The following is a 26,332-nucleotide window of genomic DNA, read 5'->3' as shown; positions in this document are numbered from 1 at the left end:
GGGCACCCCCCGGGCGCGGCGGCCCGCTCAGGACACGGCGCGCTCCTCCGGCGGGGGCGTCGGCGCGGGGCGGCGGCGGGGCGGGAAGACCTCGGACGGCTTGGGCATCGGCCGCTCGCGCGGCGCCGCCGGACGGGCCGGTGCGTCGGGCTTCGACGGGGTCCGGGGCCGCTCCGGCTCCTTCGCCGCCGCCAGACCGCCCGGCAGGGCCAGCAGCCTGCTGCGCGGCGCGGGCGCCGTCACGGGCGCGGCACGGCCGGCGAGACGCGCCCGCACCGATCGCTCGGCGAGCACCTGGCAGCGCTCCAGCAGGGCCGCCGCGACCGGCCCGGCGCGCAGGGCGCGCAGCGCCGCGAGGTCGTCGGGGCGGGGGTCGTAGCCCGCCGCGAGGGCGTCCTGGAGGAGTTCCAGGTAGCCGGCGAGGGAACCGGGGAGCGCTTCGCGGTAGCGGGCGAGATCGGCGAGGAGGAAGGCGCGCAGCCGTCCCGCCTCGCTCGCCGCCTCGTCCACCGCGCCCGCGAGGCGCAGGCAGTCCTGGACATCCTCTTCCGGCAGGGGCGTGGGGTGGAGGGCGTTGGCGAGAGCACGTCGGAGCACCCGGAGCTCGTCCGCGCTGAACGCCATGCCGCCGCGTGATCCGTAGGGCGTGGGCATGGCGCGACAATACGTGCTAAAGAGACAAAATCCGTTTAACCCACCGCTCGGCGGCGCGCCGTACAGCGCCGCGCCGCCGGGTCGTTCCCGCAGGTGGCCGTGGGCGCGGCCTACAGGCGGGCGATATTGCGCTCGTACACGAGGCGCAGTCCGATGAGCGTCAGCCAGGGCTCGTGCTCGTCGATGACCGAGGACTCGCCCAACACCATCGGCGCAAGGCCCCCGGTCGCGATCACCGTCACCTCGTCGGGGTCGGCCGCCAGCTCCTTCTTCATGCGCCGGACCACCCCGTCGATCTGGCCGGCGAAGCCGTACACGATGCCGGACTGCATGGCCTCGACGGTGTTCTTGCCGATGACGCTGCGGGGCCGCGCCAGCTCGATCTTGCGGAGCTGGGCGCCCTTCACGCCGAGCGCCTCCACGGAGATCTCGATCCCAGGGGCGATCACCCCGCCGGTGTACTCGCCCCGCGCGGAGACCGCGTCGAAGGTCGTGGCCGTGCCGAGGTCGACGACGATGGCCGGGCCCCCGTAGAGCTCGACGGCGGCCACCGCGTTGATGATGCGGTCCGCGCCGACCTCCTTCGGGTTGTCCGTCAGCACCGGCACACCGGTCTTGACGCCGGGCTCGACGAGGACCGCGGGGACGTCGCCGTAGTACCGGCGGGTGACCTCGCGGAGCTCGTGCAGCACGGCGGGGACCGTCGAGCAGATCGCGATGCCCTCGATGCCGTCGCCGAGCTCGACCCCGAGCAGCGGGTGCATGCCCATCAGGCCCTGGAGCAGCACGGCGAGCTCGTCGGCGGTACGGCGGGCGTCCGTGGAGATCCGCCAGTGCTCGACGATCTCCTCGCCGTCGAACAGGCCGAGGACGGTGTGGGAGTTGCCGACGTCGATGGTGAGCAGCATCAGGCGTCGGCTCCGTCGGTCGCCGCCGGGGCCTCGCGGAAGTCCAGCCCGATGTCGAGGATCGGCGAGGAGTGCGTGAGCGCCCCCACGGCGAGGTAGTCGACGCCCGCCTCGGCATAGGCGCGGGCGGAGCCGAGGCTGAGCCGGCCGGAGGACTCCAGCAGCGCACGGCCGCCGACCAGGGCGACCGCCTCGACGGTCGCGGACGGGGTGAAGTTGTCCAGCAGGATCAGGTCGGCGCCCGCGTCGATCACCTCGCGGACCTGCTCCAGGGTGTCCACCTCGACCTCGATCGGGAGCTCCGGGAACGCCTTCCTGACCCGCCGGAACGCCTCGGCGACACCGCCGGCGGCGATCACGTGGTTGTCCTTGACCAGCGCCGCGTCCACCAGGGACATCCGGTGGTTGACCCCGCCGCCGCAGCGCACCGCGTACTTCTCCAGCGCGCGCAGCCCCGGAGTGGTCTTGCGGGTGTCGCGGACCTTCGCCCCGGTGCCTTCGAGCACGTCGGCCCAGGCGCGGGTGGCGGTGGCGATCCCGGAGAGCCGGCAGAGCAGGTTGAGCGCGCTGCGCTCGCCGGTGAGCAGGTCCCTGGTGCGGGTGGTGACGGTGAGCAGCTTCTGGCCGGCGACGACCCGCTCGCCGTCCTCCACGTGCCGCTCGACCTCGAACTCGTCGGTGCAGACGATGGACAGGACGGCCTCGGCGACGCGCAGCCCCGCGACGACGCCGGCCTCACGGGCGGTGAAGTCACCGGTGGCGACGGAGTCCTCCGGGACGGTCGCCACGGTGGTGACGTCCTCGCCCCCGTCGAGGTCCTCCTCGATCGCGACGTGGGCGATGTCCTCGACCTGGACCGGGTCGAGTCCGGCCTCGGCGAGGAGCTGGGCCAGGGCGGGATCGAGGCCGCACTCCAGGCCGTCGGGGTCGTAGCCGTCACCGCAGCCGCAGCCGTCGCCGCAGCCGCCCGCGGACTCGGCCGGGGCGCCGATGTGGATCAGCGGGACGTCCACGGGGGTGGGGCGCGGATTCTCTTCGGACGTGCTCACGGTTGCGGCTCCTCGGGGGCGTCGGCGGGTCGGTTGCGGAGCTCTGCGGACGGTGCTGCGTCCGCAGGGTCTCCGGGGCGTACGGGCGGGAACGCGGCGCTGTCCGTGGTGCGGACGACGGGCTGCCGGTCCGGGGCGATGCGGACCACGAGGTGGCGCCGCCAGGCGGTGTCGTCGCGGTCGGGCCGGTCCTCGCGCCAGTGGCAGCCGCGGGTCTCCTCGCGCTCCCGGGCGGCGGCGACCAGGACCCGGGAGACGAGGAGGAGGTTGGTGGCCTCCCACGCCTCCACCCCGGGCACGGCGTCCTTGGGGCCCTCCGCCCCGGAGGAGGCCGCGGTGCGCTGGAGTGCCTCCAGCTCGTCGGCCGCGGCGGCGAGGCTCCGGGCGGAGCGGATGACCCCGGCGCCCCTGGTCATGATCCGCTGGATCGCGGTCCGGGACTCCGCGGTCAGCAGCGCGACGGTGCCCGCGGCGCCGGCCACCGGGGTGCTGCGGGAGGCCGCGTCGGGCTCCGCCGCAGGTCCGTCCACGATGTCGGCCGCGATGCGCTCGGCGAAGACCAGCCCCTCCAGGAGGGAGTTGGACGCCAGCCGGTTCGCCCCGTGCACGCCCGTACAGGCGACCTCACCGCAGGCGTACAGGCCGGGCACCGTCGTACGGCCCCGGAGGTCCGTCCGCACGCCGCCCGAGGCGTAGTGCGCCGCCGGGGCCACCGGGATCGGCCGGGTGACGGGGTCGATGCCGTGGGCGCGGCAGGCGGCCAGGATCGTGGGGAAGCGCCGCTCCCACATCGCGGCGCCGAAGTGGCGGGCGTCGAGATACATGTGCTCGGCGCCCTGGAGGTGCATCTGCCGGGTGATCGCCTTGGCGACGATGTCGCGGGGCGCCAGCTCGGCCAGCTCGTGCTGCCCGAGCATGAAGCGGGTGCCGGAGGCGTCCACGAGGTGGGCGCCCTCGCCCCGCACCGCCTCGGAGACCAGCGGCTGCTGGCCCTCGGAGCCGGCGCCGAGAAACAGGACGGTCGGATGGAACTGGACGAATTCGAGGTCGGAGACCTCGGCGCCGGCCCGCAGCGCGAGCGCCACCCCGTCGCCCGTGGAGACCGGCGGATTGGTGGTGGCGGAGAAGACCTGCCCCATGCCGCCGGTGGCGAGCACCACCGCCGGGGCGCGGACGGCGCCGACACCGTCGTGCTGGCCCTCGCCCATGACGTGCAGGGTGACGCCCTCGGTCCGGCCTTCGGCGTCCGTGAGCAGGTCCAGGACCAGGGCGTTCTCGATGATGCGCAGGGCGGCCGAGCGGACCGCCCCGACGAGGGCGCGGGAGATCTCGGCGCCCGTCGCGTCGCCGCCCGCGTGAGCGATGCGGCGCCGGTGGTGGCCCCCCTCGCGGGTCAGCGCGATCGCGCCGGTGTCCGTGGTGTCGAAGTGCGCGCCGGTGTCGATCAGCCGGCGCACGGCGTCGGGTCCCTCGGTGACCAGGGCGCGCACCGCCGTCTCGTCGCACAGGCCGGCACCGGCGACCAGGGTGTCGTCGAGGTGCTGCTCGGGGGTGTCGCCCTCGCCGAGGGCGGCGGCGATGCCGCCCTGCGCCCACCGGGTGGACCCGTCGTCCAGGCGGGCCTTGGTGACCACGACGGTGGTGAGGCCCGCCGCCGCGCAGCGCAGCGCGGTGGTCAGACCGGCCACACCGGACCCGACCACGACGACGTCCGCGTCGATGGCCCAGCCGGGGGCGGGGGCGGTCAGCCGTATACCGGTCACGCGAGCGCTCCGAGGGTCAGTGGGATGTTGTCGATGAGGCGGGTGGCTCCCACCCTCGCCGCGACGGCGAGGACCGCCTCGCCGCCGGCGCGGTCGTCGGTCACCTCGGTGAAGTCCGCCGGGTCGACGAGCGCGACGTAGTCCAGGGCCAGCGGCGGGTCCGCCTCGGCCGCCTCCTCCAGGACGGCCCGCGCCGCGGCCAGCACCGCGGAGGGTGCGACGGTCGGCCGGGCCAGCGCCACGGCCTGGGTGTCGGCGGCCGCGCGGGCCTCGCCGAGCCGGGTCAGGGCGTCGGCCCGCCCCTCACGGTCCGGGACCGTCCGGGCGCGGGCGTGCAGGGTCTGCTGGGCGGCCAGCCGGTCGCGGGCGGCGAACAGGGCCCGCGGCAGGGCCAGCGCCGTCCCGCGCTCCTCGGCGGAGAGGAAGCGGTTGCGGCTGGAGAGCGCGAGGCCGTCCGGGTCGCGGACGGTCGGCACCGCGACGATGTCGATGCCGAAGTTGAGGTCGCCCACCATGCGGCGCACCAGCGCGAGCTGCTGGGCGTCCTTCTGCCCGAAGAACGCCGCGTCCGGCCGCGTGAGGTGGAGGAGCTTCGCGACGACGGTCAGCATGCCGTCGAAATGTCCGGGGCGCGCGGCACCCTCCAGCCGCTCCCCCATGGGGCCCGCGGTGATCCTGACCTGGGGGTCCCCGCCGGGGTAGACCTCGTCGGCGGAGGGGGCGAAGACCGCGTCGGCCCCGGCCCCGGTGGCGACGGCGAGGTCGGCGTCCAGGGTGCGGGGGTAGCGGTCGAGGTCGGCGGCCTCGCCGAACTGGAGCGGGTTGACGAAGACGGTGACGACGACCTGCCCCTCCGGTCCCGCGGCGGCGCGCGCCGCGCGGATCAGGGTGGCGTGGCCGTCGTGGAGCGCGCCCATCGTCATGACGACGGCACGGCGTGCGCCGGCGGCCCGGCCGAGGGCCTCCAGCTCGGCGGCGGAGCGGAGCAGGGTGGCGGGTGCGGTGTTCATCACTTCTCCCCCGGTCCGGACTCGCCGGGACCGTGTGTGCCGTTCGTGCCGTTCGTGCCGTTCGCCGTGCCGCCGTCCGACAGGACGCCGAGGAGCGCCTCCGCGGACTCGGGCTTGAGCAGGCCGTGGTCCAGCGCCCGGTCGGCGGTGGCGCGCGCCAGGGCGAGGTAGCCGGGCACCGTCTGCGGTGCGTGCGCGCGGAGCTCCCGGATGTGCGCGGACACCGTGCCCGCGTCGCCCCGGGCGACGGGACCGGTCAGCGCCGCGTCGCCGGAGCGCAGGGCGTTGTCGAGCGCGGCGCCGAGCAGGGGGCCGAGCATCCGGTCGGGCGCGCCCACACCGGCCCGCCGCAGCAGGTCCATGGACTGCGCGACGAGGGTGACCAGGTGGTTCGCCCCGAGGGCGAGGGCCGCGTGGTAGAGCGGCCTGGACTCCTCGTCGATCCACTCGGGCTCGCCGCCCATCTCGATGACGAGGGCCTCGGCCGCGAGCCTGAGCTCCTCGGGGGCGGTGACCCCGAAGGAGCAGCCCGCCAGCCGCTGGACGTCGACGGAGGTCCCGGTGAAGGTCATCGCCGGATGCAGGGCGAGCGGCAGGGCGCCCGCCCGCCGCGCGGGGTCGAGCACCCGCGTCCCGTACCGCCCGGAGGTGTGGACGAGCAGCTGGCCCGGTCGCACGGCTCCGGTCTCGGCGAGGCCCTCGACCAGGCCGGGCAGCGCGTCGTCGGGGACGGTGAGCAGCACGAGCTCGGCGCGGGCGAGCACCTCGGCGGGGGTCACCAGGGGGACGTCGGGGAGCAGCGCGGCGGCCCGGCGCACGGAGGCGTCGGAGACACCGGACACGGCGACCGGGCGGTGCCCGGCGAGCGCCAGCGAGGCGGCGAGCGCGGGGCCGACCCGTCCCGCGCCGACGACTCCGACGGTGAGGCGGGCAGGGCGGTCCCTCGCGTCGAGGGATTCTCTGGAAACTGATGCGTTCACGCGGCGACGGCCTTCCGTTCCAGTCCGCAGGGGGTACCGGACGATTTCTCTGCATGCTACGCCAGCGTTTCGCCCCGCACCCCGGCCGTCCACAGCCTGTGGATAACTTTCTCCTCCGGGAGCCGCGGGACAGCGGGCGTCGGCGTGCCGGGTGGCGATGGTCCCACGGGAACGGCCCGCGGGCGGACGCTTCGGAACCGGGGCCCGGCCGGGTCGGGGGGCCCGCCGGCCGACCGGGCCGTACGGCCGCCGACGGCTCACCCGGCCTCCCGGAACCGCACCGGGCACGGGCTCCGGGACCGCATCGGAACCGCACCGGAGCCCCGTCGGCGCCCGTTCCGGGCCGGCCGGCGGCTCGCGGTCCGCGGCCCGCATGCGCGGCGGGCGCCCCGGGGCGTGCGACCGGCCCCCGTCTCAGGCCAGGGGCGGCCGGTGCGCGACCAGCCAGGCACGGACGCGCCTGCGGATCGCGCGCAGGACCGCGCGGTCGTGGGTGCCGGGCGGCGGGGGCGGCGCCTCACCGTGCCGCGCCGCCCGGCAGCTGTCGAGCATGTGCTGTTGAACGATGTCCATGCGTCCAGCCTGAACCGCGCCCCGCGGGTCCGCCCGTGGATTGACGGGCGCGGTCAAGTGACGCCGGATCCGCCCGCCCGCCCCGCACCATGGAGGGGTGAGTGTGCACATCGACATCGCGGGCCTGCCGCCCGAGCGCGTGGTCTTCGCGACCTCCCCCCTCGCCGAGCTGGGGCTCGCCCTCCACGCGCTCGCCGAGCCCGGTCACCACCCCGGCCTGCACGGCTGGACGACCGCGACCTCGGCGGCCCTGGAGCCGGATCTCGCCGACCGGCTGCACGAGGCCGAGTTCCTGTGGCGGAACACCTTCTCCGACGTCTTCATGCCGTTCGCCGGTGTCCGCGGCGGGGACGGCAGGACCGGCTCGACGCTCGCCGAGGACCTGGACGTCCTGGACCGGCTCGACGACGAGCGGTTCGTCTCGGCCGCCCTGGAGTTCACCTGTTCGAGCCTGTACGACACGGGGGCGCCCTCCCCGCTCACCGATGCCGACGCGCGGGCCCGCGCGTTCGAGATGGCCACGGCCAGGGGGGCGAAGCAGCTGGAATTCACCCGGCAGCTGCTGGCCGACCCCACCTCCGTACGCGTCTGGGTCCGGCGTCTGCTGGAGGACTGCGACCAGGCGTTCTTCGCCGACACCTGGCGGCGCGTCCGGGTCCAGCTCGCCGCCGACGCCCGGCACAAGACCGAACTGCTGCGGCGCAAGGGCGTCGGCGCGGCCCTGGAAGCCGTCTCCGAGGCACTGTCCCTGGACGAGGAGGCCGGCCGGATCAGCGTCGACAAGCTGTCCACGGGCCGGACCGTGGCCACCGGAGCGGCGGCGGGAGCCGGTCTCACCCTCGTCCCGACCAGCTTCGGCTGGCCGCACCTGATGGTGCTGCACGCCCCCGGCTGGCGTCCGGTGATCCACTACCCGGTGCACCGCCCGGAGCTGCCCTCGCCCGCCTCCGTCGAGCTCCTCCAGCTCCGGATGGAGGCGCTGGCCCACCCGCTGCGGATGCGGCTCTGCCGCAACCTGGCCCGCTCCGCCTACACCACCGGCGAACTCGCCGACTCGCACGGCATCACGCCCCCCGAGGTCTCCCGCCACCTGGCGGTGCTCAAGAAGGCGGGCCTGGTCACCACCCGGCGCCGGGGCCGGTACGTCCTGCATGCACTGGACCTGACGGTCGTGGCCCGGCTGGGCAGCGACTTCCTGGAGGGCGTGCTGCGGTGAGCGCCGGACGGCGCGCGTGACCCGCGGGCCGGTCAGCCCGCCCCGCCTCCGGCCCTGACCAGGCCCGTCTCGTAGGCGAGGACGACCACCTGGACACGGTCGCGCAGGCCCAGCTTGGTCAGGATGCGGCCCACATGGGTCTTCACGGTGGCCTCGGACAGCACCAGACGGCCCGCGATCTCGCCGTTCGACAGGCCCTGGGCGACCAGCAGCATCACCTCGCGCTCGCGCTCGGTCAGCTTCTCGACGTGCTTGTGCTGCGGCTCCTTCCGGCCGCTCGGCAGCATCGGCGAGAACCGGTCGAGCAGCCGGCGGGTGGTGGACGGTGCGACGACCGCGTCCCCGCTGTGCACCGAGCGGATGGCGGAGAGCAGTTCGCCGGGCGGCACGTCCTTGAGCATGAAGCCGCTGGCGCCCGCCCTGAGGCCGGAGAAGGCGTACTCGTCCAGGTCGAAGGTGGTCAGGATCAGCACCTTGGGCGGATCGGTGCGGGCCCGGATGCGCCGCGTCGCCTCGACGCCGTCCAGCCGGGGCATGCGGACGTCCATCAGCACCACGTCGACGGCCGTGGACCGCAGGGTCTCGACCGCCTCGGCGCCGTCGCCCGCCTCCGCCACGACCTCCATGTCCGGCTGGGCGGCCAGCACCATGCGGAAGCCGGTGCGCAGCAGCACCTGGTCGTCGACGAGCATCACGCGGATGGCCATGGGGTCTCCTGTCCTGGCAGTCAGTGTTCGGCCGGCTTGAGCGGGAGCAGGGCGCTGATCCGGAAGCCGCCGCCCTGGCGCGGGCCCGCGTCCAGGGTGCCGCCGACCATGCCGACCCGTTCGCGCATCCCGATCATCCCCTGTCCCGCGCCGTCGGCCCCGCCGTCCTCGTAGAGCTCGTGCGGAGAGCCGCGGCCGTCGTCCTCGACCAGCAGGCCGAGCCCGTCGTCGAAGTAGACCAGCCGCACGCTCGCCCCGGCGTCCGGGCCGCCGTGCTTGCGGGTGTTGGTGAGCGCCTCCTGGACGATGCGGTACGCGGTCAGCTCGACCCCGCTGGGCAGGGGGCGCGGGGTGCCCTCGATCCGGAAGTCCACCACGAGGCCGGTCTCCCGGACCTTGCCGACGAGTTCCTCGATCTGCTCGACGTCGGGCTGGGGGACGTACTCCCCGCTCTCCTCCGCGTCACCGGTCCTGAGCACTCCGAGCAGCCGGCGCATCTCGGCGAGTGCCTGGCGGCCGGTGCCGGAGATGGTCTCCAGCGCCTGCCGGGCCTGATCGGGAGACGAGTCCATGACATATGCGGCGCCGTCGGCCTGGACCACCATCACCGAGACGTTGTGCGCCACGACGTCGTGCAGTTCGCGGGCGATGCGGGCCCGTTCGGCGGCCACGGCGACCTTCGACTGCGCCTCCCGCTCCCGCTCCAGCCTGGCGGCCCGCTCCTCCAGCTGGCTGAAGTAGGCCCGCCGGGTGCGTATGGAGTCGCCGAGCACCCAGGCCAGGACGAACGGCACGGTCATGCTCACGATGTAGCCGAGCGACTGCGCCCAGCCGCCGTACGGTGCGTCGTCGGGCCAGCGCAGACGCGAGATCCCCGCGGCGGCCAGGCTGCATCCGAGGGCGAGCCGGGACGCCCAGCGCTCCCCCGACGTGGCCACGGTGTAGGTGATCACCAGCATCGCGAGGTCCGCGACGTCCGGCCGCACCCCGAGCAGCAGCTGGGCCAGCCCCATCGCGATCGCGAGCAGCAGCATCCGCTCCGGCACCCGGCGGCGCAGGGCGACCACGACGGACAGGCCGAGGGCGACCGGCACGGCGGCGACGCGCTCCAGGCCGGAACCGACCTGGCCGGCCACGATGGACACACCGGAGAACCCGAGGAGGAGGACAGCCCAGAGGATGTCGACGCCCGTCGGGTGCCTGCGGAGGAAATCGTAGAAGCGCTGCACGTCACCCAGCGTAGGGACAGCTGATCGGTGACCGGGTCAGCCGGAGGGCCGATCCGGTTCCGGGGACCGTACTCCCCAAGGTGGAGACTTGCCCACGTGACGTATGACTGGTGCCGCTGGCGGGAGGCCGCCGAGACCGCTTTGTACGGGGACGAGGGGTTCTACCGGCGCCCGGAGGGCCCCGCGGGCCATTTCCGCACGTCGGTCCACGCCTCGCCGCTGTTCGCCGCCGCCGTCGCCCGGCTGCTGACCGCCACGGCGCGGGAGCTGGGGACGGACTCGGTCGACCTGGTCGACGTGGGGGCGGGCCGGGGGGAGCTGCTGACCGGTGTGCTGGCGGCCCTCCGGGACACGGCCGACGCCCCGGCCGTACGGGCGTACGCCGTGGAGGTCGCCCCGCGCCCGCCGGGACTGGACCCGGCCGTCGAGTGGTGCGCCGGACTCCCGCAGGGCGTACGGGGCCTGCTGTTCGCCAACGAGTGGCTGGACAACGTGCCCACGGACGTCGCCGAGGCCGACGAGCACGGGGTGCCCCGGTACGTCCTGGTGCGCGCGGCGGACGGCGCGGAACGGCTCGGCGACCCGGTGGCCGGGGCCGACGCGCGCTGGCTGGAGCGCTGGTGGCCGCTGTCCCGGCCCGGCGACCGCGCGGAGATCGGCCTGCCCCGCGACGCGGCCTGGGCCCGGGCCGTCGCGTCGTTGTCCGGCGGCACCGCGGTGGCGGTGGACTACGCGCACGTACGGGCGTCGAGGCCGCCGTTCGGGACGCTCACCGGATTCCGGGAGGGCCGCGAGGTGCTGCCGGTGCCGGACGGGAGCTGCGACCTGACCTCGCACGTGGCCCTGGACGCCTGCGCGGACGCCGCGGGCGGTGCGGCCGGGCTCCTGGACCAGCGGACGGCGCTGCGGGAGCTGGGGGTCAGCGGCGAACGGCCGTCACCGGCACGGGCGTCGGCCGACCCCGTCGGCTATGTGCGGGCCCTCGCCTCGGCCGGGGAGGCCGCGGAACTCACGGCGCGCGGCGGGCTGGGCGACTTCGGCTGGCTGCGGCACCGGGTCCCGGACCGCGGGCAGGACTGAGCGGACCGCCGAGGACCACCGGCGGGCGCCGGGGGATGCCGGGGCATGCCGGGGGATACTGTCCCGCATGACGGAGACGACGATCGGCATCGGCGGCGCGGCGGAGAGCACCGACATGGTGCTGAACATCGGCCCGCAGCATCCCTCCACCCACGGGGTGCTCCGGCTGCGGCTCGTCCTGGACGGCGAGCGGATCCTGCAGGCCGAACCCGTCATCGGCTACATGCACCGGGGCGCCGAGAAGCTCTTCGAGGCCAGGGACTACCGCCAGATCATCATGCTCGCCAACCGCCACGACTGGCTGTCGGCGTTCTCCAACGAGCTCGGGGTCGTCATGGCCGTCGAGCGGATGCTCGGCATGGAGGTCCCCGAGCGCGCCGTCTGGACGAGGACACTGCTCGCGGAGCTGAACCGGGTCCTCAACCACCTGATGTTCCTGGGGTCCTATCCCCTCGAACTCGGCGGGATCACACCGGTGTTCCACGCGTTCCGGGAGCGCGAGGAACTGCAGGCCGTGATGGAGGAGGTCTCCGGCGGCCGGATGCACTACATGTTCAACCGGGTCGGCGGCCTCAAGGAGGACCTGCCCGCGGGCTGGCTCGGCCGGGCCAGGGACGCCGTGGCGTCGGTGCGTTCACGGATGGACGTGTACGACCGGCTGGTCCTCGGCAACGAGATCTTCCGGGGCCGCACCCGCGGGGTGGGGGTCCTGTCCGCCGCGGCGGTGCACGCCTACGGGGTGTCCGGGCCGATCGCCCGGGCCTCCGGCGTCGACTTCGACCTGCGGCGCGACGAGCCGTACCTCGCCTACGGGGAACTGCGGGACACGCTCAAGGTCGTCACCCGGGACGAGGGGGACTGCCTGGCCCGCTTCGAGTGCCTGCTGGAACAGACGCACAACGCCCTGGACCTCGCGGACGCCTGCCTGGACCGGATGGCCGACCTGCCTCCCGGGCCCGTGAACCAGCGGCTGCCCAAGGTGCTCAAGGCCCCGGAGGGCCACACCTACGCGTGGACCGAGAACCCGCTGGGCGTCAACGGCTACTACCTGGTGTCCACCGGCGAGAAGACCCCGTACCGGCTGAAGCTGCGCTCCGCCTCGTTCAACAACATCCAGGCCCTCACCGAACTGCTGCCGGGCACGCTCGTCGCCGACATGGTGGCGATCCTGGGCTCGCTGTTCTTCGTCGTCGGGGACATCGACAAGTAGTCCGCCGCCGGCGGGCGCGGGAGGAGCGCGGCGGGCGGCCTGCTGTCACCGGCCCGGTGAGCGGGGCCGCCGGGCTTCTGCGCCGGCGGGCCGATGGCGCCTGCGGTTCCCTCGGCTACGAGGAGACCGCGCTGCGCAGCTCGACGACCTCCAGCTGCTCGGTCTCGTCGTGCGCCGTGAGGTCGATGACCTTGCCGACGGCGCGGTTCTCGGCCGCACCCGTGCGGTGCGCCGCCAGTGCCTCCTCGCCCACCACGTCCGCGAGGTCCTCGTTCTGCACGGACTCGATCGCGGCGTTCGCCTTCTGCGTGCCGAAGAAGTCGAAGCTCCCCTGCGGCACGAGGTGCCGGCGCGCGGCGGCGTACGGGACGACGGCCGATGCGGCGGGGACGGCACGGGGCGGCCGCACGGCCGCGGGCGACAACTGCGGTGCGGGCGGGGCGGCCTGGGGACGGCGGTGCTGGAGGTCGCCCGCCCCGCCGACCGCCGCGTGCTTCCCCTTCGGGCCTCCGCCCTCCGGGTCCCGGTCCGGGGAGCGCTCACCGGTGTCGCGCGGGCGGGCCCCTCCGGCCGTGCGGCGCGCCTCCTGGAGCGCGGCGTTGCGGCTCAGGTCCCGCAGGGCCAGGGCCGCACGCTGATACGCGCCCGGCGTCGGCGTGGACCGGGCGGGCAGGAGCTCGCGCGGTGCGGACGCCTCGATGGCGAGCTGCCTGCGGCCCTCCAGCGCACTGGCCCGCTCCGTCTCGGCGTTGGCGTACCGGCGCAGCAGCCCGGCGTGTTCGCCGCGCAGACCGGCCAGTTCGACGCGCTTGCGGCGCAGCTTGGTCTCCAGCCGGGTGCGCAGCGCCCGTGACTCCTCGATGTCCGCCTCGAGCTCGGCTATGCGCTCCTCGGTCTTCCACTCGTCGCTGGCCCGGGCCCGGGTGAGCTCGGCGACCCGCAGGCCCGCCGCACGGTCCCAACTGCGCATCAGACAGGCACCGGTGACCGCCGCGGCCGCCGTCACCGCCACCAGGGCGCGCAGCGCCAGGGGATCCGCGAGGAGCCAGGCTCCGGCGGCGCAGACGGCCGGCACTCCGGCCACCACGGCGGGAGGCAGGATTCTGTGGAGGGGCGGCGAATGGCGGTGGCGTCCTCGTGGCATGGCCCGAAATTTACCGTGCGTACGAGTCACGTGGGAGGCCACCCGGCAATCTGTTCCCCGCCGGTTACCTGGCGGCCTCTCACCTGTCCCTCCGGCAGGCCTTTCTACTTCTTGATCAGCCCCTTCGACCGGAGATAGTCACCGGCCGCGTCGGCGGGCTTCGCCCGCTCGGCGTCCACCTTGCGGTTCAGTTCCGCGAGATCCTCGGTGCTCAGTGTGTCGGTGAGCTTCCCGAGCGCCTCGGCGATCTCCGGAGCTCCCGCGTCCTTGGCATTGAGCACCGGAAGGACGTTGTCCGCGTTCTGCAGCTTCTTGTCGTCCTCCAGGAACACCAGCCCGTAGGAGTCGAGCACCGCGTCCGTGGTGGTCGTGAGGACCAGTTGGTCCTTGCCGTCCTTGACGGCCTGCTTCGACTGCGGCGTGCCGACGCCCTTGGGGTCGATTCCGGTGACGTCGATGCCGTACGTCTTCTTCAGTCCGGGCGCGCAGAACGGGCGCACCTCGCACTCGTCACCCGCGGCGATCTTCACCTTGAGCTTCGATTCGCCGAGATCGGAGAGCGATGTGAGCTTGTTCTTGTCGGCGAATTCCTTCGACACCGCGAAGGCGTTCTGGTCGACCGCCCCGCCCGCCGGAAGGACCTTGAGTCCGAGCGGGGTGGCGAGCTTCTCCAGCGCGGCGACGGTGGCCGCCACGTCGCCGGAGGCGACCGGCTTCTTCTCCGCCTCGGCCGCTCCGTTGACCTTGGCGTTGAGGAATTCCGCGAGGGTCGCCGCGTATTCCGGGACGACGTCGATCTCGCCCTTCTCCAGCGAGGGCTCGTACAGCTCGCGGTTCTTCACCGTGGTGACCGAGGTGTCGTACCCGGCGTCGCCCAGGACCTGGGCGTACAGCTCGGCGAGCACCTTGGACTCGGTGAAGCCGGCGGCGCCCACGACGAGCGAGCCCTTCCCGGAGCCTGCGGCCGTGTCCGAGCCGCCCTTCTCCTTCTCCAGGCTGTCGCCGCCGCAGGCTGCGAGTGAGCCCGCCAGCACGACCGCTCCGACGACCGCACCCGCTATGCGCGAGGTCCTGCTCATGGTGTTCTCCGTCCGGGAAAAAAGGGTGTGACAGTCAAGGGGGGCCGCGCGCTCACGCGACCCTGCGGCGGCGCAGGGGCGACAGCAGCCGGTCCAGCGCCACGAGGACGCCCTCCACCACCAGGGCCAGGAGGGCGACCAGCACGGCGCCCGCGAAGACCTGAGCGGTGTCGTAGGTGTTGAAGCCGGCGGTGATGATCCGGCCCAGGCCGCCGAGGCCGACCATCGCCGCGATCGAGGCGGTGGCGATCACCTGGACGGCGGCGGACCGGAGGCCGGTCATGATCATCGGGTAGGCGAGCGGGAGCTCGACCCGCACGAAGAGCTGGACGCCCGACATCCCCATGCCGCGCGCGGCCTCCAGGACCGACCGGTCCACCTCCGTCATCCCGACGTAGGCGTTGGTCAGCAGGGGCGGCACGGCGAACAGCACCAGCGCGATGACCGTGGGCAGATAGCCGGAGTTGCGCAGCGGCGTCATCATGAAGAGCGCCAGCACCGCGAACACCGGCACCGCGCGGCCCACGTTGGAGATGTTGACGGCGAGCCCGCCCCCCTTGCCCACGTGCCCGAGGAAGAGCGCGACGGGCAGGGCGATGACACAGGCCACCGCGAGGGCGATCCCGCTGACGTACAGATGCTCGGACAGCCGCTGTGCAGCCCCGCCGTCCCCCGACCAGTTCGCACCGGTGGTGAGCCAGGTCCAGGCCTCCCCTATGACTCCCATGGATCAGCCGCCCTCCGTCGTGGCGATGCCCGGGCCGCCGGGCGCCCCGGCGGGGGTCCGTATGCGGGTCCAGGGGGTGAGCAGGCGCTGGACGCCGAGCAGCAGCAGGTCCGCCGCCACCGCGAGCAGCACGCAGAGCACGGAGGCGGTGAGCACCTGGGCCTTGAAGAAGCTGGGCAGCGCGTCCTCGATGAGGTTGCCGAGCCCGCCCTTCCCGACGAGGGAGCCGACCGTCGTCAACGCCACGGTCGACACCGTGGCGATCCGCAGCCCGGCCATCAGCGCGGGCAGCGCGAGCGGGAGCTCGACCTCCCAGAGGAGCCGGACCGGTCCGTAGCCCATGCCCTTCGCCGCCTCCCTGGCCTCCTGCGGAACCGCTTCGAGGCCGGCCAGGATGTTGCGGACCAGGATGGTCAGCGAGTAGAGCACCAGGCCGGTGACCACGAGCGCGGCGGACAGCCCGAAGAGCGGGAGCAGCAGCGAGAACATCGCCAGGGACGGCACGGTGTAGAGCACGGTGGTCAGGCCCAGCACGGGACCGGCGAAATGCCGGCCGCGGCGGGCGAGCAGGGCGAGCGGAAATGCCACCGCGAGCCCGATCAGCACGGAGGCCGCCGTGATCCAGATGTGCTGGACGGTCGCCTCGGTCAGCTCATGGCCGCGGGAGCGCAGATACTCTCCGCAGATCCAGTCGTTCGCCACCAGGCAGTTCTGTCCGGCCATCCGCCCCCACCTCCTGTTTGCCGTCGCGATGCGCACCGGGTCCGGTCCTGGAAGACCCTATCCCCGACCACCGACAATCGCCGAGGCTGTCGTATTCCGGCAACATGGCCTTCACAGAACCCGCGTCACAATGGGGAATCATGATCCGTTTCGAGCACGTCACCAAGCGGTACGCGGACGGCACCACCGCCGTCGACGACCTTTCCTTCGAGGTCGCCGAGGGTGAACTGGTCACGCTCGTCGGACCTTCCGGCTGCGGCAAGACGACCACGATGAAAATGGTCAACCGCCTGACCGAACCGACCGGGGGCCGGATATTTCTCGACGGGGACGACATATCGACCATCGATCCCGTCCGGCTCCGTCGGCGTATCGGCTACGTGATCCAGCAGGTGGGGCTCTTCCCGCACAAGACGATCCTGGAGAACACCGCGACCGTCCCCCACCTCCTGGGCTGGGGAAGGGAAAAAGGAAGGAAGCGCGCGGCCGAGCTGCTGGACCTCGTCGGACTCGACCCTTCCGTCCACGGCAGCCGCTATCCCGAGCAGCTTTCCGGCGGCCAGCGCCAACGCGTCGGAGTGGCAAGGGCTTTGGCCGCGGATCCGCCGGTCCTGCTGATGGACGAGCCTTTCGGCGCGGTCGATCCCGTCGTACGGGAAAGGCTCCAGAACGAATTCCTGAAACTGCAGGCACAGGTCCGCAAGACCGTGTTGTTCGTCACCCACGACATGGAGGAGGCCGTCCGGCTGGGCGACCGTATCGCCGTGTACGGGCAGGGCCGCATCGAGCAGTTCGACACCCCGGCCACGGTGCTGGGGGCTCCCGCGACGCCGTACGTCGCCGACTTCGTCGGGGCCGACCGCGGGCTGAAGCGGCTCTCGGTCACGCCCATCGAGGAGAGTGACCTGGACCAGCCGCCGGTCGTCCATCTCGACGATCCGCTGGCCGAGGCGACCGCGCGGCTCCGGGCCGACGGTGCGCGCTGGGCCGTCGTCCTGGACGGCCAGGAGAAGCTGCACGGCTGGATCGCGGCGGGCGACGGGGCCGCCGGGGACGGGACGACGGCCGGGGGCACGGTCCGCGAGCACGCCCGGCGGATGGAGGCCTGGCTGCCGCTCGGCGCGCCGCTCAAGCAGGCCTTCGCCACGATGCTGCAGCACGACGCGGGCTGGATCGCGGTCCTGGACGAGGAGGGCGCCGGCCGGTTCCTGGGCGTCCTCACCCCGGCCCGCCTCCATGAGGCACTGCGCCGCTCGATCGACGCCGACGCGCAGGACGTGCCGCGCGCCGACGTCGCCGTGGAGACCGTCGCGGGCGTCACCGCCGTCTGAGCCCCCGCCGGGCCCGAGCCCGGGGCGAGAGGGCCAGGGGGCCAGGGCGAGAGGGCCAGGGGGCCGCGCCCGCCCGACCCGAGCCGCCCGGTGGCGCGGGCCGGGCGCGGTCCTGTCCCGGGCGTTCCGGCGGGGTGACCGCCTCCGGCACGGAGGACCACGGCACCCGGGTCCGGCCCCCTCCACCGGGCTCGCGGCACCCTCGCCCCGGCCGCCCGCACGGCGCGGGCCACCCCTTCGGGCGTACGGCGGGATCCCGCGGACACCCCGCGGGCCGTCCCGTCGCCCCCTGGTGGATCAGCGCGCGGCGGCCGGCCGGCGGCGCCGCGAGACGGAGGCCCTCCGCGCGCCGCGGGAGTCCGAGGGGCGCCCCACGGGAGGTACGCGGGCCTTGCGACACCGCGGCGAGGTGCCGCGGCCGTCCCCGTGCTCCGTCGCAGCCCCGTCGTGCCGTCGCCGTGCTGCCGCTCCGCCACCGCCGTGCTGCCGCTCCGCCGCCGTCGCGGGCCCGCCGGGCGCGACGGGACAGACCTTAGGCTGGTCGCATGAGTACGTTGCGAGGACGGGGCACGGTGCGGGGTCTGCCGGAGTGGGACCGCTGCGCGGTCATGGGTGTCGTCAATGTGACGCCCGACTCCTTCTCCGACGGCGGCCACTGGTTCGACACCACTGCGGCGATCAAGCACGGCCTGGAACTGGTCGCCGACGGTGCGGACCTGGTCGACGTCGGCGGTGAGTCGACCCGTCCGGGCGCGACCAGGGTGGACGAGGACGAGGAACTGCGACGGGTGATCCCCGTGGTGCGGGGACTGGCCTCCGAGGGCGTCACCGTCTCCGTGGACACCATGCGCGCCAGCGTCGCCGCCCGGTCCGTCGCCGCCGGTGCGGCCCTGGTCAACGACGTGAGCGGCGGTCTCGCCGATCCGGGCATGATCCCGGTCGTCGCCGACGCCGGAGTGCCGTTCGTGGTCATGCACTGGCGCGGTTTCAGCACGTCGATGAACAGCCGCGCGGTCTACGGCGACGTCGTCGCCGAGGTGGTCGCCGAGCTCCGCGACCGCATGGAGGCCGTGATCGAGGGCGGGGTGGCCCCGGAGAGCCTGGTCGTCGACCCCGGCCTCGGCTTCGCCAAGGACGCCGCCCACGACCTCTCGCTCGTCGCGCACCTCGCCGAGCTGCACGGACTGGGCCGTCCGCTGCTGGTCGCCGCCTCCCGGAAGCGGTTCCTCGGCCACGTCCTGACCGGCGAGGGCGGGGCCCCGCCGCCCGCGCGGGAGCGCGACGCCGCCACGGCCGCGATCTCCGCCCTCGCGGCGGACGCGGGCGCCTGGGCCGTCCGGGTGCACGCGGTACGGGCGACGGCCGACGCCGTCCGGGTCGCCCGGGCCGTCGAGGGAGCCGCGTGAGCGCCGCCCGCGACGAGCACGAGGAGGCCGCGGCGGACATCGCCGCCGTCGAGCAGGCGAACACCGCCTTCTACGAGGCGCTGGAGCGCGGCGACCTCGACGGGCTCTCCGGCCTGTGGCTGCCCGGCGAGGACCTCACCGTCTCCTGCGTCCACCCGGGCTGGCCGGTGCTGACGGGCCGCGGCGAGGTACTGCGGAGCTACGCCCTGATCATGGCGAACACCGAGTACATCCAGTTCTTCCTGACGGACGTCGGGGTCGCGATGACCGGGAACACCGCCCTGGTGACCTGTACGGAGAACATCCTCAGCGGTGGCCCCGCGGAGGAGGGCGACGCACTCGGGCCGCTCGTCGGCCAGCTCGTCGTCGCCACCAACGTGTTCCGGCGCACACCGGACGGCTGGAAGCTCTGGTCCCACCACGGGTCACCCGTACTGGCGGAAACCGGCGAGGAGGAGGACGAGGAGCCGACGGCCTGAACGGCCGGACCGGACCACGGGGATTGGGCTCCCCGATCCCCGGGTATACGCGCCTACCGGCTTCGTGCCGGGGCCGGCCCGCGCCCCCGCGGGCGGGAGCTGCCGGGGCCCGCGGGTAGATTCGCTGGACGGCACCTCACCGCCCGCACGCGGCCGGGTGCCCCAGGAGACGACGAACAGCAGGAGTGATTCGCGTGGATCGTGTCGCGCTGCGCGGCCTCAAGGCCCGTGGGCACCACGGTGTCTTCCCCAGGGAACGTGAAGAGGGCCAGACCTTCATCGTGGACCTGGTCCTCGGCCTCGACACCCGCCCCGCGGCAGCCGCCGACGACCTGTCGAAGACCGTCCACTACGGGGTGGTCGCGGAGGAGGTCGTCGACGTCGTCCAGGGTGAGCCGGTCGATCTGATCGAGACGCTCGCGGAACGCATCGCGCAGCAGTGCCTCAAGCACGGAGGGGTCCAGGAGGTCGAGGTCGTCGTCCACAAGCCGGACGCCCCCATCACCGTCCCCTTCGACGACGTGACCATCACCATCACCCGGAGCCGAGCATGACTGCATTTTCCACCGAAGGGCAGAGCGACCCGACCGTACAGCCGGTACCCGCGGCCGTGGTCGAGCAGGTCGACGCGGCGGACGTCACCCTCTCCAACCCCAAACGGGCCGTGATCTCGCTCGGCTCCAACCTCGGCAACCGCCTGGACACGCTCCAGGGCGCCATCGACGCCCTGGAGGACACCCCGGGCCTCCGGGTCAAAGCGGTCTCTCCGGTCTACGAGACGGAACCCTGGGGCGTCGACCCGGACTCCCAGCCGTCCTACTTCAACGCGGTGGTCGTCGTGAAGACGACCCTGCCGCCCTCCTCCCTGCTGGAGCGCGGTCAGGCCATCGAGGAGGCCTTCGACCGGGTCCGCGAGGAGCGCTGGGGTCCGCGCACGATCGACGTCGACATCGTGTCGTACGCCGACGTCGTCTCCGACGACCCGCGGCTGACCCTCCCGCACCCGCGCGCCCACGAGCGCGCCTTCGTCCTCGCCCCCTGGCACGACGTCGACCCCGACGCCCAGCTGCCCGGTGCCGGACCGGTCGCCGACCTGCTGGCCGGTGTCGGCCGCGACGGCGTGCTTCCCCGGCCCGACCTGGAACTCCGTCTCCCCGAGTAGTCGTTAGGGTCTAGGACGACCGCCTGCGGGCGACGACACGGGCAACGGCGACGAAGGGCGGCACTCTCGGTGAAGCAACTACGGCTCGGCATCCTGGCCGGACTCTTCGCCGGGGCCGGCGTCCTGTCCTGGGGTGCGGCCCGTCTCTGGGACGCCCTGGGGACACTGCCGAGCGTGCCGCTCGCCGCGTCCGTCGTGCTGGCCGTGATCGCCGTCATCCTGCTCGCCACGGCCCTGTCGATCCGGGCGCGGCTGCGCGCCCAGCGGGAGCGGCGCCCCGGAGCGAAGGGCGTGGAGCCGATGATGGCGGCGCGCGCACTGGTCTTCGGCCAGGCCAGCGCGCTCGTCGCCGCGCTGGTCGCCGGGATGTACGGCGGCACGGGCGTCTTCCTGCTCAGCTACCTCGACGTGGCACCGCGGCGGGACCAGGCCATCTACGCGGGCTCCGCCGTGGTGGCCGGCATCGGCGTCGTGGCCGCCGCCTTCTTCCTCGAACGCGTCTGCAAGCTCCCGGACGACGGGGAGAACGAGCGGAACACGGCACAGCCCGCCTGAGCGGCGTCCGCGCACCCCACGCCCGGCAGGCGGAGCCTCCGCCCCGGAAGCCGCCGGCCGTCAGGTCGCGATCGGGGCCCCCGTCAGGTTCACCGCCGTCAGGTGTCTGACAGGTCGCCGTCCCGGCCGTGGAACGCGGCTGACCGCCGGACGTGCGCCCCAGGGCCGATCTAATCTCCCGGCCGACAGGACGGCCGCACGCCCACCGCCCGGCCGGCGCCGGTACCGTCCGCCGGCCCGGTCACCGCGGGAACGGCCCCGCAGAGCGGGAACGCCCCCGCAGACCGGGAAGGACCCCGCCGACCCGGAAGGGCATCTGCGACAGCCGGACGGCACCGCCCCGGCAGGCACACGTGGCCGCCGTGCACGACAGGCGGACGGCACCGCCCGGCAGGGACCGGGACGCCAAGACCCGACCGGCGGACGCGGCCGAGCCCCACAGGCACCGGCCCGGTCCGCCCGGCGGTCGGCGCAAGGTCACCGTCCGGTCAGCGCGCCATGATGAGGCTCATCGCCTCGGCGCGCGTGGCCGGGTCCCGCAGCTGGCCGCGGACCGCCGACGTGAGCGTCTTCGCTCCGGGCTTGCGGATGCCCCGCATCGACATGCACATGTGCTCGCACTCCACGACCACGATCACCCCGCGCGGCTCCAGGATCTCCATCAGGGACTCGGCGATCTGGGTGGTGAGCCGCTCCTGCACCTGGGGCCGCCGGGCGAAGACGTCGACCAGCCTGGCCAGCTTCGAGAGGCCGGTGATCTTGCCGGTGGCCGCCGGGATGTAGCCCACGTGCGCGACCCCGCGGAACGGCACGAGGTGGTGCTCACAGGTGCTGAACACCTCGATGTCCTTGACCAGCACCATCTCGTCGTGGCCGAGGTCGAACGTCGTCGTCAGGACGTCCTCGGGCTGCTGGTGGAGACCGGCGAATATCTCCTTGTAGGCACGGGCCACCCGGGCCGGGGTCTCACGCAGGCCCTCACGGTCGGGGTCCTCGCCGACGGCGATGAGGAGCTCACGGACGGCGGACTCGGCCCGCTTCTCGTCGAACGCGCCGATCGGGCTCTGCCCGTCGAGCGTCACCGGGTCGGTCATTCTGGTGCCTCGTTCCTCTGTGCAGTCATATACGCGGACCCGCCCGGCCTCCACGGAATGACGGCAGGCACCAAGCAGGAAAAGAAAAGCCGCGCCCCCACAGGCTAGAACCTGGGGGGCGCGGCATCCATTCCTGGCCTGGTGGAGCCCCCGTGACAGGGGCCACACCGGGTGTCGGGCCGGGGTCAGCTCTCGGGGCGGTCCTCCGGGAGCGTCTCGGTCGACGGACCGTCGTGCTTCGACAGGTCCGTCGGAGCGATCTCCGGAGTGCCCGAACCGTTGGCGGAGCCGTTGGTGAGGGCGAGCTCCTTGGGAGAGAGCACGGGCGGACGCGTCGACGGGGTGCGCCGGGCGGAACCGGTCCACGCCGGACGGGCCGGGCGCTTCACGATCGGGGCGAAGATCTCGGCGATCTGCTCCTTGCCGAGGGTCTCCTTCTCGAGGAGTTCGAGGACCAGGGCGTCGAGGATGTCGCGGTTCTCGACGAGGATCTCCCACGCGTCGTTGTGGGCGGTCTCGATGAGCTTCTTGACCTCCTCGTCGACGAGCGCCGCGACCTCTTCCGAGTAGTCGCGCTGGTGGCCCATCTCCCGGCCCACGAAAGGCTCGGTGTTGTCCCCACCGAACTTGATCGCGCCGAGCCGCTCGGTCATGCCGTACTGCGTGACCATCGCGCGGGCCGTTGCCGTGGCCTTCTCGATGTCGTTCGCAGCACCGGTCGTCGGGTCGTGGAAGACCAGCTCCTCGGCCGCGCGCCCGCCCAGCATGTACGCCAGCTGGTCGAGCATCTCGTTGCGGGTCGTGGAGTACTTGTCCTCCTCCGGGAGCACCATCGTGTAACCGAGGGCGCGGCCGCGGGAGAGGATCGTGATCTTGTGGACCGGGTCCGACTGGGGCGAGGCCGCCGCGACCAGAGCGTGTCCGCCCTCGTGGTACGCGGTGATCTTCTTTTCCTTCTCGGACATGATCCGGGTCCGCTTCTGCGGTCCCGCCACGACGCGGTCGATGGCCTCGTCGAGCATCTGGTTGTCGATCAGCTTCTTGTTGCTGCGCGCCGTGAGGAGCGCGGCCTCGTTCAGCACGTTCGACAGGTCGGCACCGGTGAAGCCGGGCGTACGGCGGGCGACGGCGTTGAGATCGACGTCCTCCGCGACCGGCTTGCCCTTCTGGTGCACCTTGAGGATCTCCAGGCGCCCCTGCATGTCCGGGCGGTCGACGGCGATCTGCCGGTCGAAGCGACCGGGACGCAGCAGCGCCGGGTCCAGGATGTCGGGCCGGTTCGTGGCGGCGATCAGAATGACGCCGCCCTTCACGTCGAAGCCGTCCATCTCGACGAGCAGCTGGTTGAGCGTCTGCTCGCGCTCGTCGTGACCGCCGCCCATACCGGCACCGCGGTGCCGGCCGACGGCGTCGATCTCGTCGACGAAGACGATCGCCGGAGCGTTCGCCTTGGCCTGCTCGAAGAGGTCCCGGACACGGGAGGCACCGACACCGACGAACATCTCGACGAAGTCGGAACCGGAGATCGAGTAGAACGGGACGCCCGCCTCGCCGGCGACGGCGCGCGCGAGCAGCGTCTTGCCCGTACCGGGCGGCCCGTACAGCAGGACGCCCTTGGGGATCTTGGCGCCGACGGCCTGGAACTTCGCCGGCTCCTGGAGGAACTCCTTGATTTCGTACAGCTCTTCGACGGCCTCGTCCGACCCCGCCACATCGGCGAACGTCGTCTTCGGCGTGTCCTTGGTGATCAGCTTGGCCTTGGACTTGCCGAACTGCATGACCTTGGAGCCGCCGCCCTGCATCTGATTCATCAGAAACAGGAACACGACCACGATCAGGACGAAGGGCAGCAGCGAGAGAAGGATCGAGACGAACGGGGACTGCTTCGACGGCGAGACGGTGTAACCCTTCTCGATGTCACCGCTCTCGAACTTCTTCTGCAGCGTGTCGGCGAGCTCGACGCCCTGGTTGCCGATGTAGCTCGCCTGGAACTTGCTGCCGGACTCGCCGTCGAGCTTCTGCTTGTCCTTCAGCTCGATCTTCAGGATCTGTTCGTCACCGGTGGTCAGCTTGGCCTGCTGCACCTGGTTCTTACTGATCGCCTGGATCACCTTGCCGGTGTCCACCGTCTTGTAGCCGCCGGACGAGCCGACGACCTGCATCAACACGACCACGGCGAGGACGGCCAGCACGATCCACATGACCGGCCCACGGAAGTATCGCTTCACGTCCATCCATACGGAGCGAAGTCGCCCCGTCCCTCCTGCCCGTAGGTAAATGCTGCTGTGAGAAAAGACTGTTCTTCGGACGGTACCCCAGCTTTGTCACCCGTGACCGCAGGGGACGCCCGACAAACCCGCCTCGAAGGCTCCAACGGCGGGAACACCACGAGGGTTCCCGGGAGTCCGGCCGGGTTCGGCCGGGCCCCTCCGGGCGGCCGGCTCAGCCGCCGTAGACGTGGGGGGCGAGCGTACCGACGAAGGGGAGGTTGCGGTACTTCTCGGCGTAGTCGAGTCCGTATCCGACGACGAACTCGTTGGGGATGTCGAAGCCGACCCACTTCACGTCGATCGCGACCTTCGCCGCGTCGGGCTTGCGGAGCAGCGTGCAGACCTCCAGGCTCGCGGGTTCGCGCGAGCCGAGGTTGGTCAGCAGCCAGGAGAGCGTCAGACCGGAGTCGATGATGTCCTCGACGATCAGGACGTGCTTGCCCTTGATGTCGGTGTCGAGGTCCTTGAGGATCCGGACCACGCCGGACGACTGGGTGCCGGCGCCGTAGGAGGAGACGGCCATCCAGTCCATGGTGACGGGGGTGGACAGGGCCCGGGCCAGGTCCGCCATGACCATCACCGCGCCCTTGAGCACGCCGATGATGAGCAGGTCCTTGCCCGCGTACTCCGCGTCGATCTTCGCCGCCAGCTCGACGAGCTTCGCGTCGATCTCTTCCTTGGTGAGGAGCACCGACTGGAGGTCGGTGCCCATGTCCTTCTCGTTCACCCGCGTCTCTTTCCCTGCCCTGCCGCACCCGGACTGTTCCCCGGACCGGACCGGCGTTTCGCCTGCGTGTCAGCCGCTTGTGCTTCAGCTCTGCCGAATCACCAGTCTGCCACCCTGCCGTCGCACCTCGACGCGGCCGGGCAGGTTGATGGCTCCCTGGCCCCGCCAGCCGGTGATGAGGCGGTCGACCTCCTCGATGTGGCGGGCGAAGAGCGAACCCGCGGGAGATCCGGCGTCGATCACGGCCCGGCGCAGCACCCGGCGGCGTACCGCGGGCGGCAGGACGGCGAGCTTGGCGCACTCCAGCCGTCCGGCGTCGTCGCGGACCGAGCCGGCGGCCTCGGCGGCCCAGGTGTCGAGGGCGTCGGCATCGTCGCGGGACAGCTGGGCCGTCCGGGCGAGCGCCTCCACGACCCCTTTGCCCAGCGCCTTCTCCAGGGCGGGCAGACCCTCGTGGCGGAGCCGGGAGCGGGTGTAGGCGGGATCGATGTTGTGGGGGTCGTCCCAGACGGGGATCGACTGCACCAGGCAGGCCTTGCGGGCGGTCTGCCGGTCGAGCTGGAGGAACGGCCGGCGGTAGCGGCCCGCCGGCCCGGAGGCGGCGGCCATCCCGGAGAGCGAGCGGATGCCCGAACCGCGGGCCAGGCCCAGCAGGACGGTCTCGGCCTGGTCGTCGCGGGTGTGGCCGAGGAGCACGGCGGCGGCGCCGAGGCGCTCCGCGGCGGCGTCCAGGGCGGCGTAGCGGGCGTCACGGGCGGCGGCCTCGGGCCCGCCGGCGCGGCCGACCCGGACGGCGACGGCCTCGACCGGGTCGAGCCGCATCTCGGCGAGACGGGCGACGACCTCGTCGGCGCGGAGCCCGGAGCCGGGCTGGAGGTTGTGGTCGACGGTGATGCCGCCGGCGCGGACGGGCAGCTTGCGCGACTCGAAGGCGAGGGCGGAGGCGAGGGCCATGGAGTCGGCGCCGCCGGAGCAGGCGACGAGCACCAGCGGGGCGTCGGGCCGCTCGGGGAGCCCGGAGTGCCGCGCGCCGGCGCCGGCCTCGGCGAGCTCGGCGCGCCCCGCCTGCTCGGTGCGACGGGTGGATTCGGTGATGACGTCGTGGAGTACGCGGCGGACCGCCAGGCGTATCGCCGCGACCGCAGGATGGGGACCCATGTCCGGTGCCCTTCGGGTGGAGTTCTGGGTGTGCCTCGGAGCGCCCGGGATGAAGTCCCGTCACTCAGAGTGCGTCGATGGTGACAGAGCCGGGCCGC

At 73.1% G+C, this 26,332-nt stretch carries 26 protein-coding genes; 9 read left to right on the top strand and 17 right to left on the bottom strand.

Features of this window, described 5'->3' with window-relative positions:
* Positions 1–27 precede the first annotated feature (27 nt).
* The 7 genes from ABZ172_RS07500 to ABZ172_RS07470 all read right to left on the bottom strand — a co-directional run bounded on the left by ABZ172_RS07500 (position 28) and on the right by ABZ172_RS07470 (position 6,937).
* Complete coding sequence (locus ABZ172_RS07500; RefSeq protein ID WP_356881208.1) at positions 28–624, bottom strand: hypothetical protein; 597 nt, start codon at positions 622–624, stop codon at positions 28–30.
* 140 nt (positions 625–764) lie between these two features.
* On the bottom strand, positions 765–1,562 hold the full coding sequence (locus ABZ172_RS07495) for a type III pantothenate kinase (RefSeq protein ID WP_356881132.1): 798 nt from the start codon (positions 1,560–1,562) through the stop codon (positions 765–767).
* Positions 1,562–2,611, bottom strand: coding sequence for a carboxylating nicotinate-nucleotide diphosphorylase (gene nadC / locus ABZ172_RS07490; RefSeq protein WP_356881130.1), 1,050 nt, complete (start codon positions 2,609–2,611; stop codon positions 1,562–1,564). Before nadC ends, ABZ172_RS07495 begins: the two co-directional genes overlap by 1 nt.
* Positions 2,608–4,374, bottom strand: a complete 1,767-nt coding sequence (locus ABZ172_RS07485) for an L-aspartate oxidase (protein WP_356881128.1) — start codon at positions 4,372–4,374, stop codon at positions 2,608–2,610. Before ABZ172_RS07485 ends, nadC begins: the two co-directional genes overlap by 4 nt.
* Positions 4,371–5,384, bottom strand: coding sequence for a pantoate--beta-alanine ligase (panC, locus tag ABZ172_RS07480; RefSeq protein WP_356881126.1), 1,014 nt, complete (start codon positions 5,382–5,384; stop codon positions 4,371–4,373). The genes ABZ172_RS07485 and panC overlap by 4 nt, the downstream gene beginning before the upstream one ends.
* Entirely contained in the window at positions 5,384–6,364 is a 981-nt protein-coding gene (locus ABZ172_RS07475; RefSeq protein ID WP_356881124.1) for a DUF2520 domain-containing protein, read from the bottom strand. The genes panC and ABZ172_RS07475 overlap by 1 nt, the downstream gene beginning before the upstream one ends.
* Before the next feature lie 414 nt (positions 6,365–6,778).
* The gene (locus ABZ172_RS07470; protein WP_356881122.1) at positions 6,779–6,937 is read right to left on the bottom strand and encodes a hypothetical protein; all 159 of its coding nucleotides are present in this window, start codon (positions 6,935–6,937) and stop codon (positions 6,779–6,781) included.
* Between the two features lie 103 nt (positions 6,938–7,040).
* Here ABZ172_RS07470 and ABZ172_RS07465 point away from each other — a divergent pair, with 103 nt between their 5' ends.
* Positions 7,041–8,153, top strand: coding sequence for a DUF5937 family protein (locus ABZ172_RS07465; protein ID WP_356881206.1), 1,113 nt, complete (start codon positions 7,041–7,043; stop codon positions 8,151–8,153).
* A gap of 32 nt (positions 8,154–8,185) precedes the next feature.
* Here the strand turns inward: ABZ172_RS07465 and ABZ172_RS07460 are convergent, their stop codons facing one another.
* Positions 8,186–8,860: a response regulator transcription factor gene (locus ABZ172_RS07460; protein WP_356881120.1), complete on the bottom strand. Its 675-nt coding sequence runs from the start codon at positions 8,858–8,860 to the stop codon at positions 8,186–8,188.
* A 20-nt stretch (positions 8,861–8,880) separates the two neighbouring features.
* Complete coding sequence (locus ABZ172_RS07455) at positions 8,881–10,089, bottom strand: sensor histidine kinase (protein WP_356881118.1); 1,209 nt, start codon at positions 10,087–10,089, stop codon at positions 8,881–8,883.
* Positions 10,090–10,185: 96 nt separating this feature from the next.
* Between ABZ172_RS07455 and ABZ172_RS07450 the strand changes: the two genes are divergently transcribed.
* Together ABZ172_RS07450 and ABZ172_RS07445 are read left to right on the top strand one after the other, a co-directional pair.
* Positions 10,186–11,169, top strand: coding sequence for an SAM-dependent methyltransferase (locus tag ABZ172_RS07450; RefSeq protein ID WP_356881116.1), 984 nt, complete (start codon positions 10,186–10,188; stop codon positions 11,167–11,169).
* 67 nt (positions 11,170–11,236) lie between these two features.
* A complete protein-coding gene (locus tag ABZ172_RS07445) occupies positions 11,237–12,379 on the top strand; it encodes an NADH-quinone oxidoreductase subunit D (RefSeq protein ID WP_356881114.1) in 1,143 nt (380 codons plus the stop codon).
* A gap of 115 nt (positions 12,380–12,494) precedes the next feature.
* Here the strand turns inward: ABZ172_RS07445 and ABZ172_RS07440 are convergent, their stop codons facing one another.
* The 4 genes from ABZ172_RS07440 to ABZ172_RS07425 form a co-directional block, all read right to left on the bottom strand.
* Positions 12,495–13,523, bottom strand: a complete 1,029-nt coding sequence (locus tag ABZ172_RS07440) for a hypothetical protein (RefSeq protein WP_356881112.1) — start codon at positions 13,521–13,523, stop codon at positions 12,495–12,497.
* Positions 13,524–13,627: 104 nt separating this feature from the next.
* Entirely contained in the window at positions 13,628–14,602 is a 975-nt protein-coding gene (locus ABZ172_RS07435; protein ID WP_356881110.1) for an ABC transporter substrate-binding protein, read from the bottom strand.
* Positions 14,603–14,654: 52 nt separating this feature from the next.
* Positions 14,655–15,329 carry an ABC transporter permease gene (locus ABZ172_RS07430; RefSeq protein ID WP_356881108.1) on the bottom strand — a complete coding sequence of 225 codons (675 nt, stop codon included), beginning with the start codon at positions 15,327–15,329 and terminating at the stop codon, positions 14,655–14,657.
* A gap of 3 nt (positions 15,330–15,332) precedes the next feature.
* A complete protein-coding gene (locus ABZ172_RS07425; protein WP_356881106.1) occupies positions 15,333–16,052 on the bottom strand; it encodes an ABC transporter permease in 720 nt (239 codons plus the stop codon).
* A gap of 140 nt (positions 16,053–16,192) precedes the next feature.
* Between ABZ172_RS07425 and ABZ172_RS07420 the strand changes: the two genes are divergently transcribed.
* The 6 genes from ABZ172_RS07420 to ABZ172_RS07395 all read left to right on the top strand — a co-directional run bounded on the left by ABZ172_RS07420 (position 16,193) and on the right by ABZ172_RS07395 (position 20,985).
* On the top strand, positions 16,193–17,383 hold the full coding sequence (locus ABZ172_RS07420) for a betaine/proline/choline family ABC transporter ATP-binding protein (RefSeq protein ID WP_356881104.1): 1,191 nt from the start codon (positions 16,193–16,195) through the stop codon (positions 17,381–17,383).
* A gap of 545 nt (positions 17,384–17,928) precedes the next feature.
* On the top strand, positions 17,929–18,789 hold the full coding sequence (gene folP / locus ABZ172_RS07415; RefSeq protein WP_356881103.1) for a dihydropteroate synthase: 861 nt from the start codon (positions 17,929–17,931) through the stop codon (positions 18,787–18,789).
* A complete protein-coding gene (locus ABZ172_RS07410) occupies positions 18,786–19,268 on the top strand; it encodes a nuclear transport factor 2 family protein (protein WP_356881101.1) in 483 nt (160 codons plus the stop codon). The genes folP and ABZ172_RS07410 overlap by 4 nt, the downstream gene beginning before the upstream one ends.
* 194 nt (positions 19,269–19,462) lie before the next feature.
* Positions 19,463–19,822 (top strand): dihydroneopterin aldolase, encoded by a 360-nt coding sequence (folB, locus tag ABZ172_RS07405; protein WP_356881099.1) that lies wholly within the window; start codon positions 19,463–19,465, stop codon positions 19,820–19,822.
* Positions 19,819–20,430: a 2-amino-4-hydroxy-6-hydroxymethyldihydropteridine diphosphokinase gene (gene folK, locus ABZ172_RS07400; RefSeq protein ID WP_356881097.1), complete on the top strand. Its 612-nt coding sequence runs from the start codon at positions 19,819–19,821 to the stop codon at positions 20,428–20,430. Before folB ends, folK begins: the two co-directional genes overlap by 4 nt.
* A gap of 69 nt (positions 20,431–20,499) precedes the next feature.
* Entirely contained in the window at positions 20,500–20,985 is a 486-nt protein-coding gene (locus ABZ172_RS07395) for a DUF3180 domain-containing protein (RefSeq protein WP_356881095.1), read from the top strand.
* A 488-nt stretch (positions 20,986–21,473) separates the two neighbouring features.
* Here ABZ172_RS07395 and folE read toward each other — a convergent pair whose 3' ends face one another.
* The 4 genes from folE to tilS all read right to left on the bottom strand — a co-directional run bounded on the left by folE (position 21,474) and on the right by tilS (position 26,234).
* On the bottom strand, positions 21,474–22,079 hold the full coding sequence (folE, locus tag ABZ172_RS07390) for a GTP cyclohydrolase I FolE (RefSeq protein ID WP_356881093.1): 606 nt from the start codon (positions 22,077–22,079) through the stop codon (positions 21,474–21,476).
* Between the two features lie 185 nt (positions 22,080–22,264).
* Positions 22,265–24,313 carry an ATP-dependent zinc metalloprotease FtsH gene (ftsH, locus tag ABZ172_RS07385; protein ID WP_356881091.1) on the bottom strand — a complete coding sequence of 683 codons (2,049 nt, stop codon included), beginning with the start codon at positions 24,311–24,313 and terminating at the stop codon, positions 22,265–22,267.
* A 208-nt stretch (positions 24,314–24,521) separates the two neighbouring features.
* Positions 24,522–25,061 (bottom strand): hypoxanthine phosphoribosyltransferase, encoded by a 540-nt coding sequence (gene hpt / locus ABZ172_RS07380; protein ID WP_356881204.1) that lies wholly within the window; start codon positions 25,059–25,061, stop codon positions 24,522–24,524.
* Between the two features lie 99 nt (positions 25,062–25,160).
* A complete protein-coding gene (gene tilS / locus ABZ172_RS07375; protein WP_356881089.1) occupies positions 25,161–26,234 on the bottom strand; it encodes a tRNA lysidine(34) synthetase TilS in 1,074 nt (357 codons plus the stop codon).
* Positions 26,235–26,332: the final 98 nt, after the last annotated feature.

The sequence above is a fragment of the Streptomyces sp. NPDC006296 genome (genome assembly GCF_040613235.1).
Taxonomy (GTDB): Bacteria; Actinomycetota; Actinomycetes; order Streptomycetales; family Streptomycetaceae; genus Streptomyces.
This window is presented reverse-complemented; position numbering and strand designations above follow the sequence as displayed.

What these genes read in the sequence shown, in the direction of transcription:
- ABZ172_RS07500 (WP_356881208.1), bottom strand. Translation starts at nt 624, where the DNA reads ATGGCGTTCAGCGCGGACGAGCTCCGGGTGCTCCGACGTGCTCTCGCC.
- ABZ172_RS07495 (WP_356881132.1), bottom strand. Translation starts at nt 1,562, where the DNA reads ATGCTGCTCACCATCGACGTCGGCAACTCCCACACCGTCCTCGGCCTG.
- panC (WP_356881126.1), bottom strand. Translation starts at nt 5,384, where the DNA reads ATGAACACCGCACCCGCCACCCTGCTCCGCTCCGCCGCCGAGCTGGAG.
- ABZ172_RS07470 (WP_356881122.1), bottom strand. Translation starts at nt 6,937, where the DNA reads ATGGACATCGTTCAACAGCACATGCTCGACAGCTGCCGGGCGGCGCGG.
- ABZ172_RS07460 (WP_356881120.1), bottom strand. Translation starts at nt 8,860, where the DNA reads ATGGCCATCCGCGTGATGCTCGTCGACGACCAGGTGCTGCTGCGCACC.
- ABZ172_RS07445 (WP_356881114.1), top strand. Translation starts at nt 11,237, where the DNA reads ATGACGGAGACGACGATCGGCATCGGCGGCGCGGCGGAGAGCACCGAC.
- ABZ172_RS07440 (WP_356881112.1), bottom strand. Translation starts at nt 13,523, where the DNA reads ATGCCACGAGGACGCCACCGCCATTCGCCGCCCCTCCACAGAATCCTG.
- ABZ172_RS07435 (WP_356881110.1), bottom strand. Translation starts at nt 14,602, where the DNA reads ATGAGCAGGACCTCGCGCATAGCGGGTGCGGTCGTCGGAGCGGTCGTG.
- ABZ172_RS07430 (WP_356881108.1), bottom strand. Translation starts at nt 15,329, where the DNA reads ATGGGAGTCATAGGGGAGGCCTGGACCTGGCTCACCACCGGTGCGAAC.
- ABZ172_RS07425 (WP_356881106.1), bottom strand. Translation starts at nt 16,052, where the DNA reads ATGGCCGGACAGAACTGCCTGGTGGCGAACGACTGGATCTGCGGAGAG.
- ABZ172_RS07420 (WP_356881104.1), top strand. Translation starts at nt 16,193, where the DNA reads ATGATCCGTTTCGAGCACGTCACCAAGCGGTACGCGGACGGCACCACC.
- folP (WP_356881103.1), top strand. Translation starts at nt 17,929, where the DNA reads ATGAGTACGTTGCGAGGACGGGGCACGGTGCGGGGTCTGCCGGAGTGG.
- folK (WP_356881097.1), top strand. Translation starts at nt 19,819, where the DNA reads ATGACTGCATTTTCCACCGAAGGGCAGAGCGACCCGACCGTACAGCCG.
- folE (WP_356881093.1), bottom strand. Translation starts at nt 22,079, where the DNA reads ATGACCGACCCGGTGACGCTCGACGGGCAGAGCCCGATCGGCGCGTTC.
- ftsH (WP_356881091.1), bottom strand. Translation starts at nt 24,313, where the DNA reads ATGGACGTGAAGCGATACTTCCGTGGGCCGGTCATGTGGATCGTGCTG.
- hpt (WP_356881204.1), bottom strand. Translation starts at nt 25,061, where the DNA reads ATGGGCACCGACCTCCAGTCGGTGCTCCTCACCAAGGAAGAGATCGAC.
- tilS (WP_356881089.1), bottom strand. Translation starts at nt 26,234, where the DNA reads ATGGGTCCCCATCCTGCGGTCGCGGCGATACGCCTGGCGGTCCGCCGC.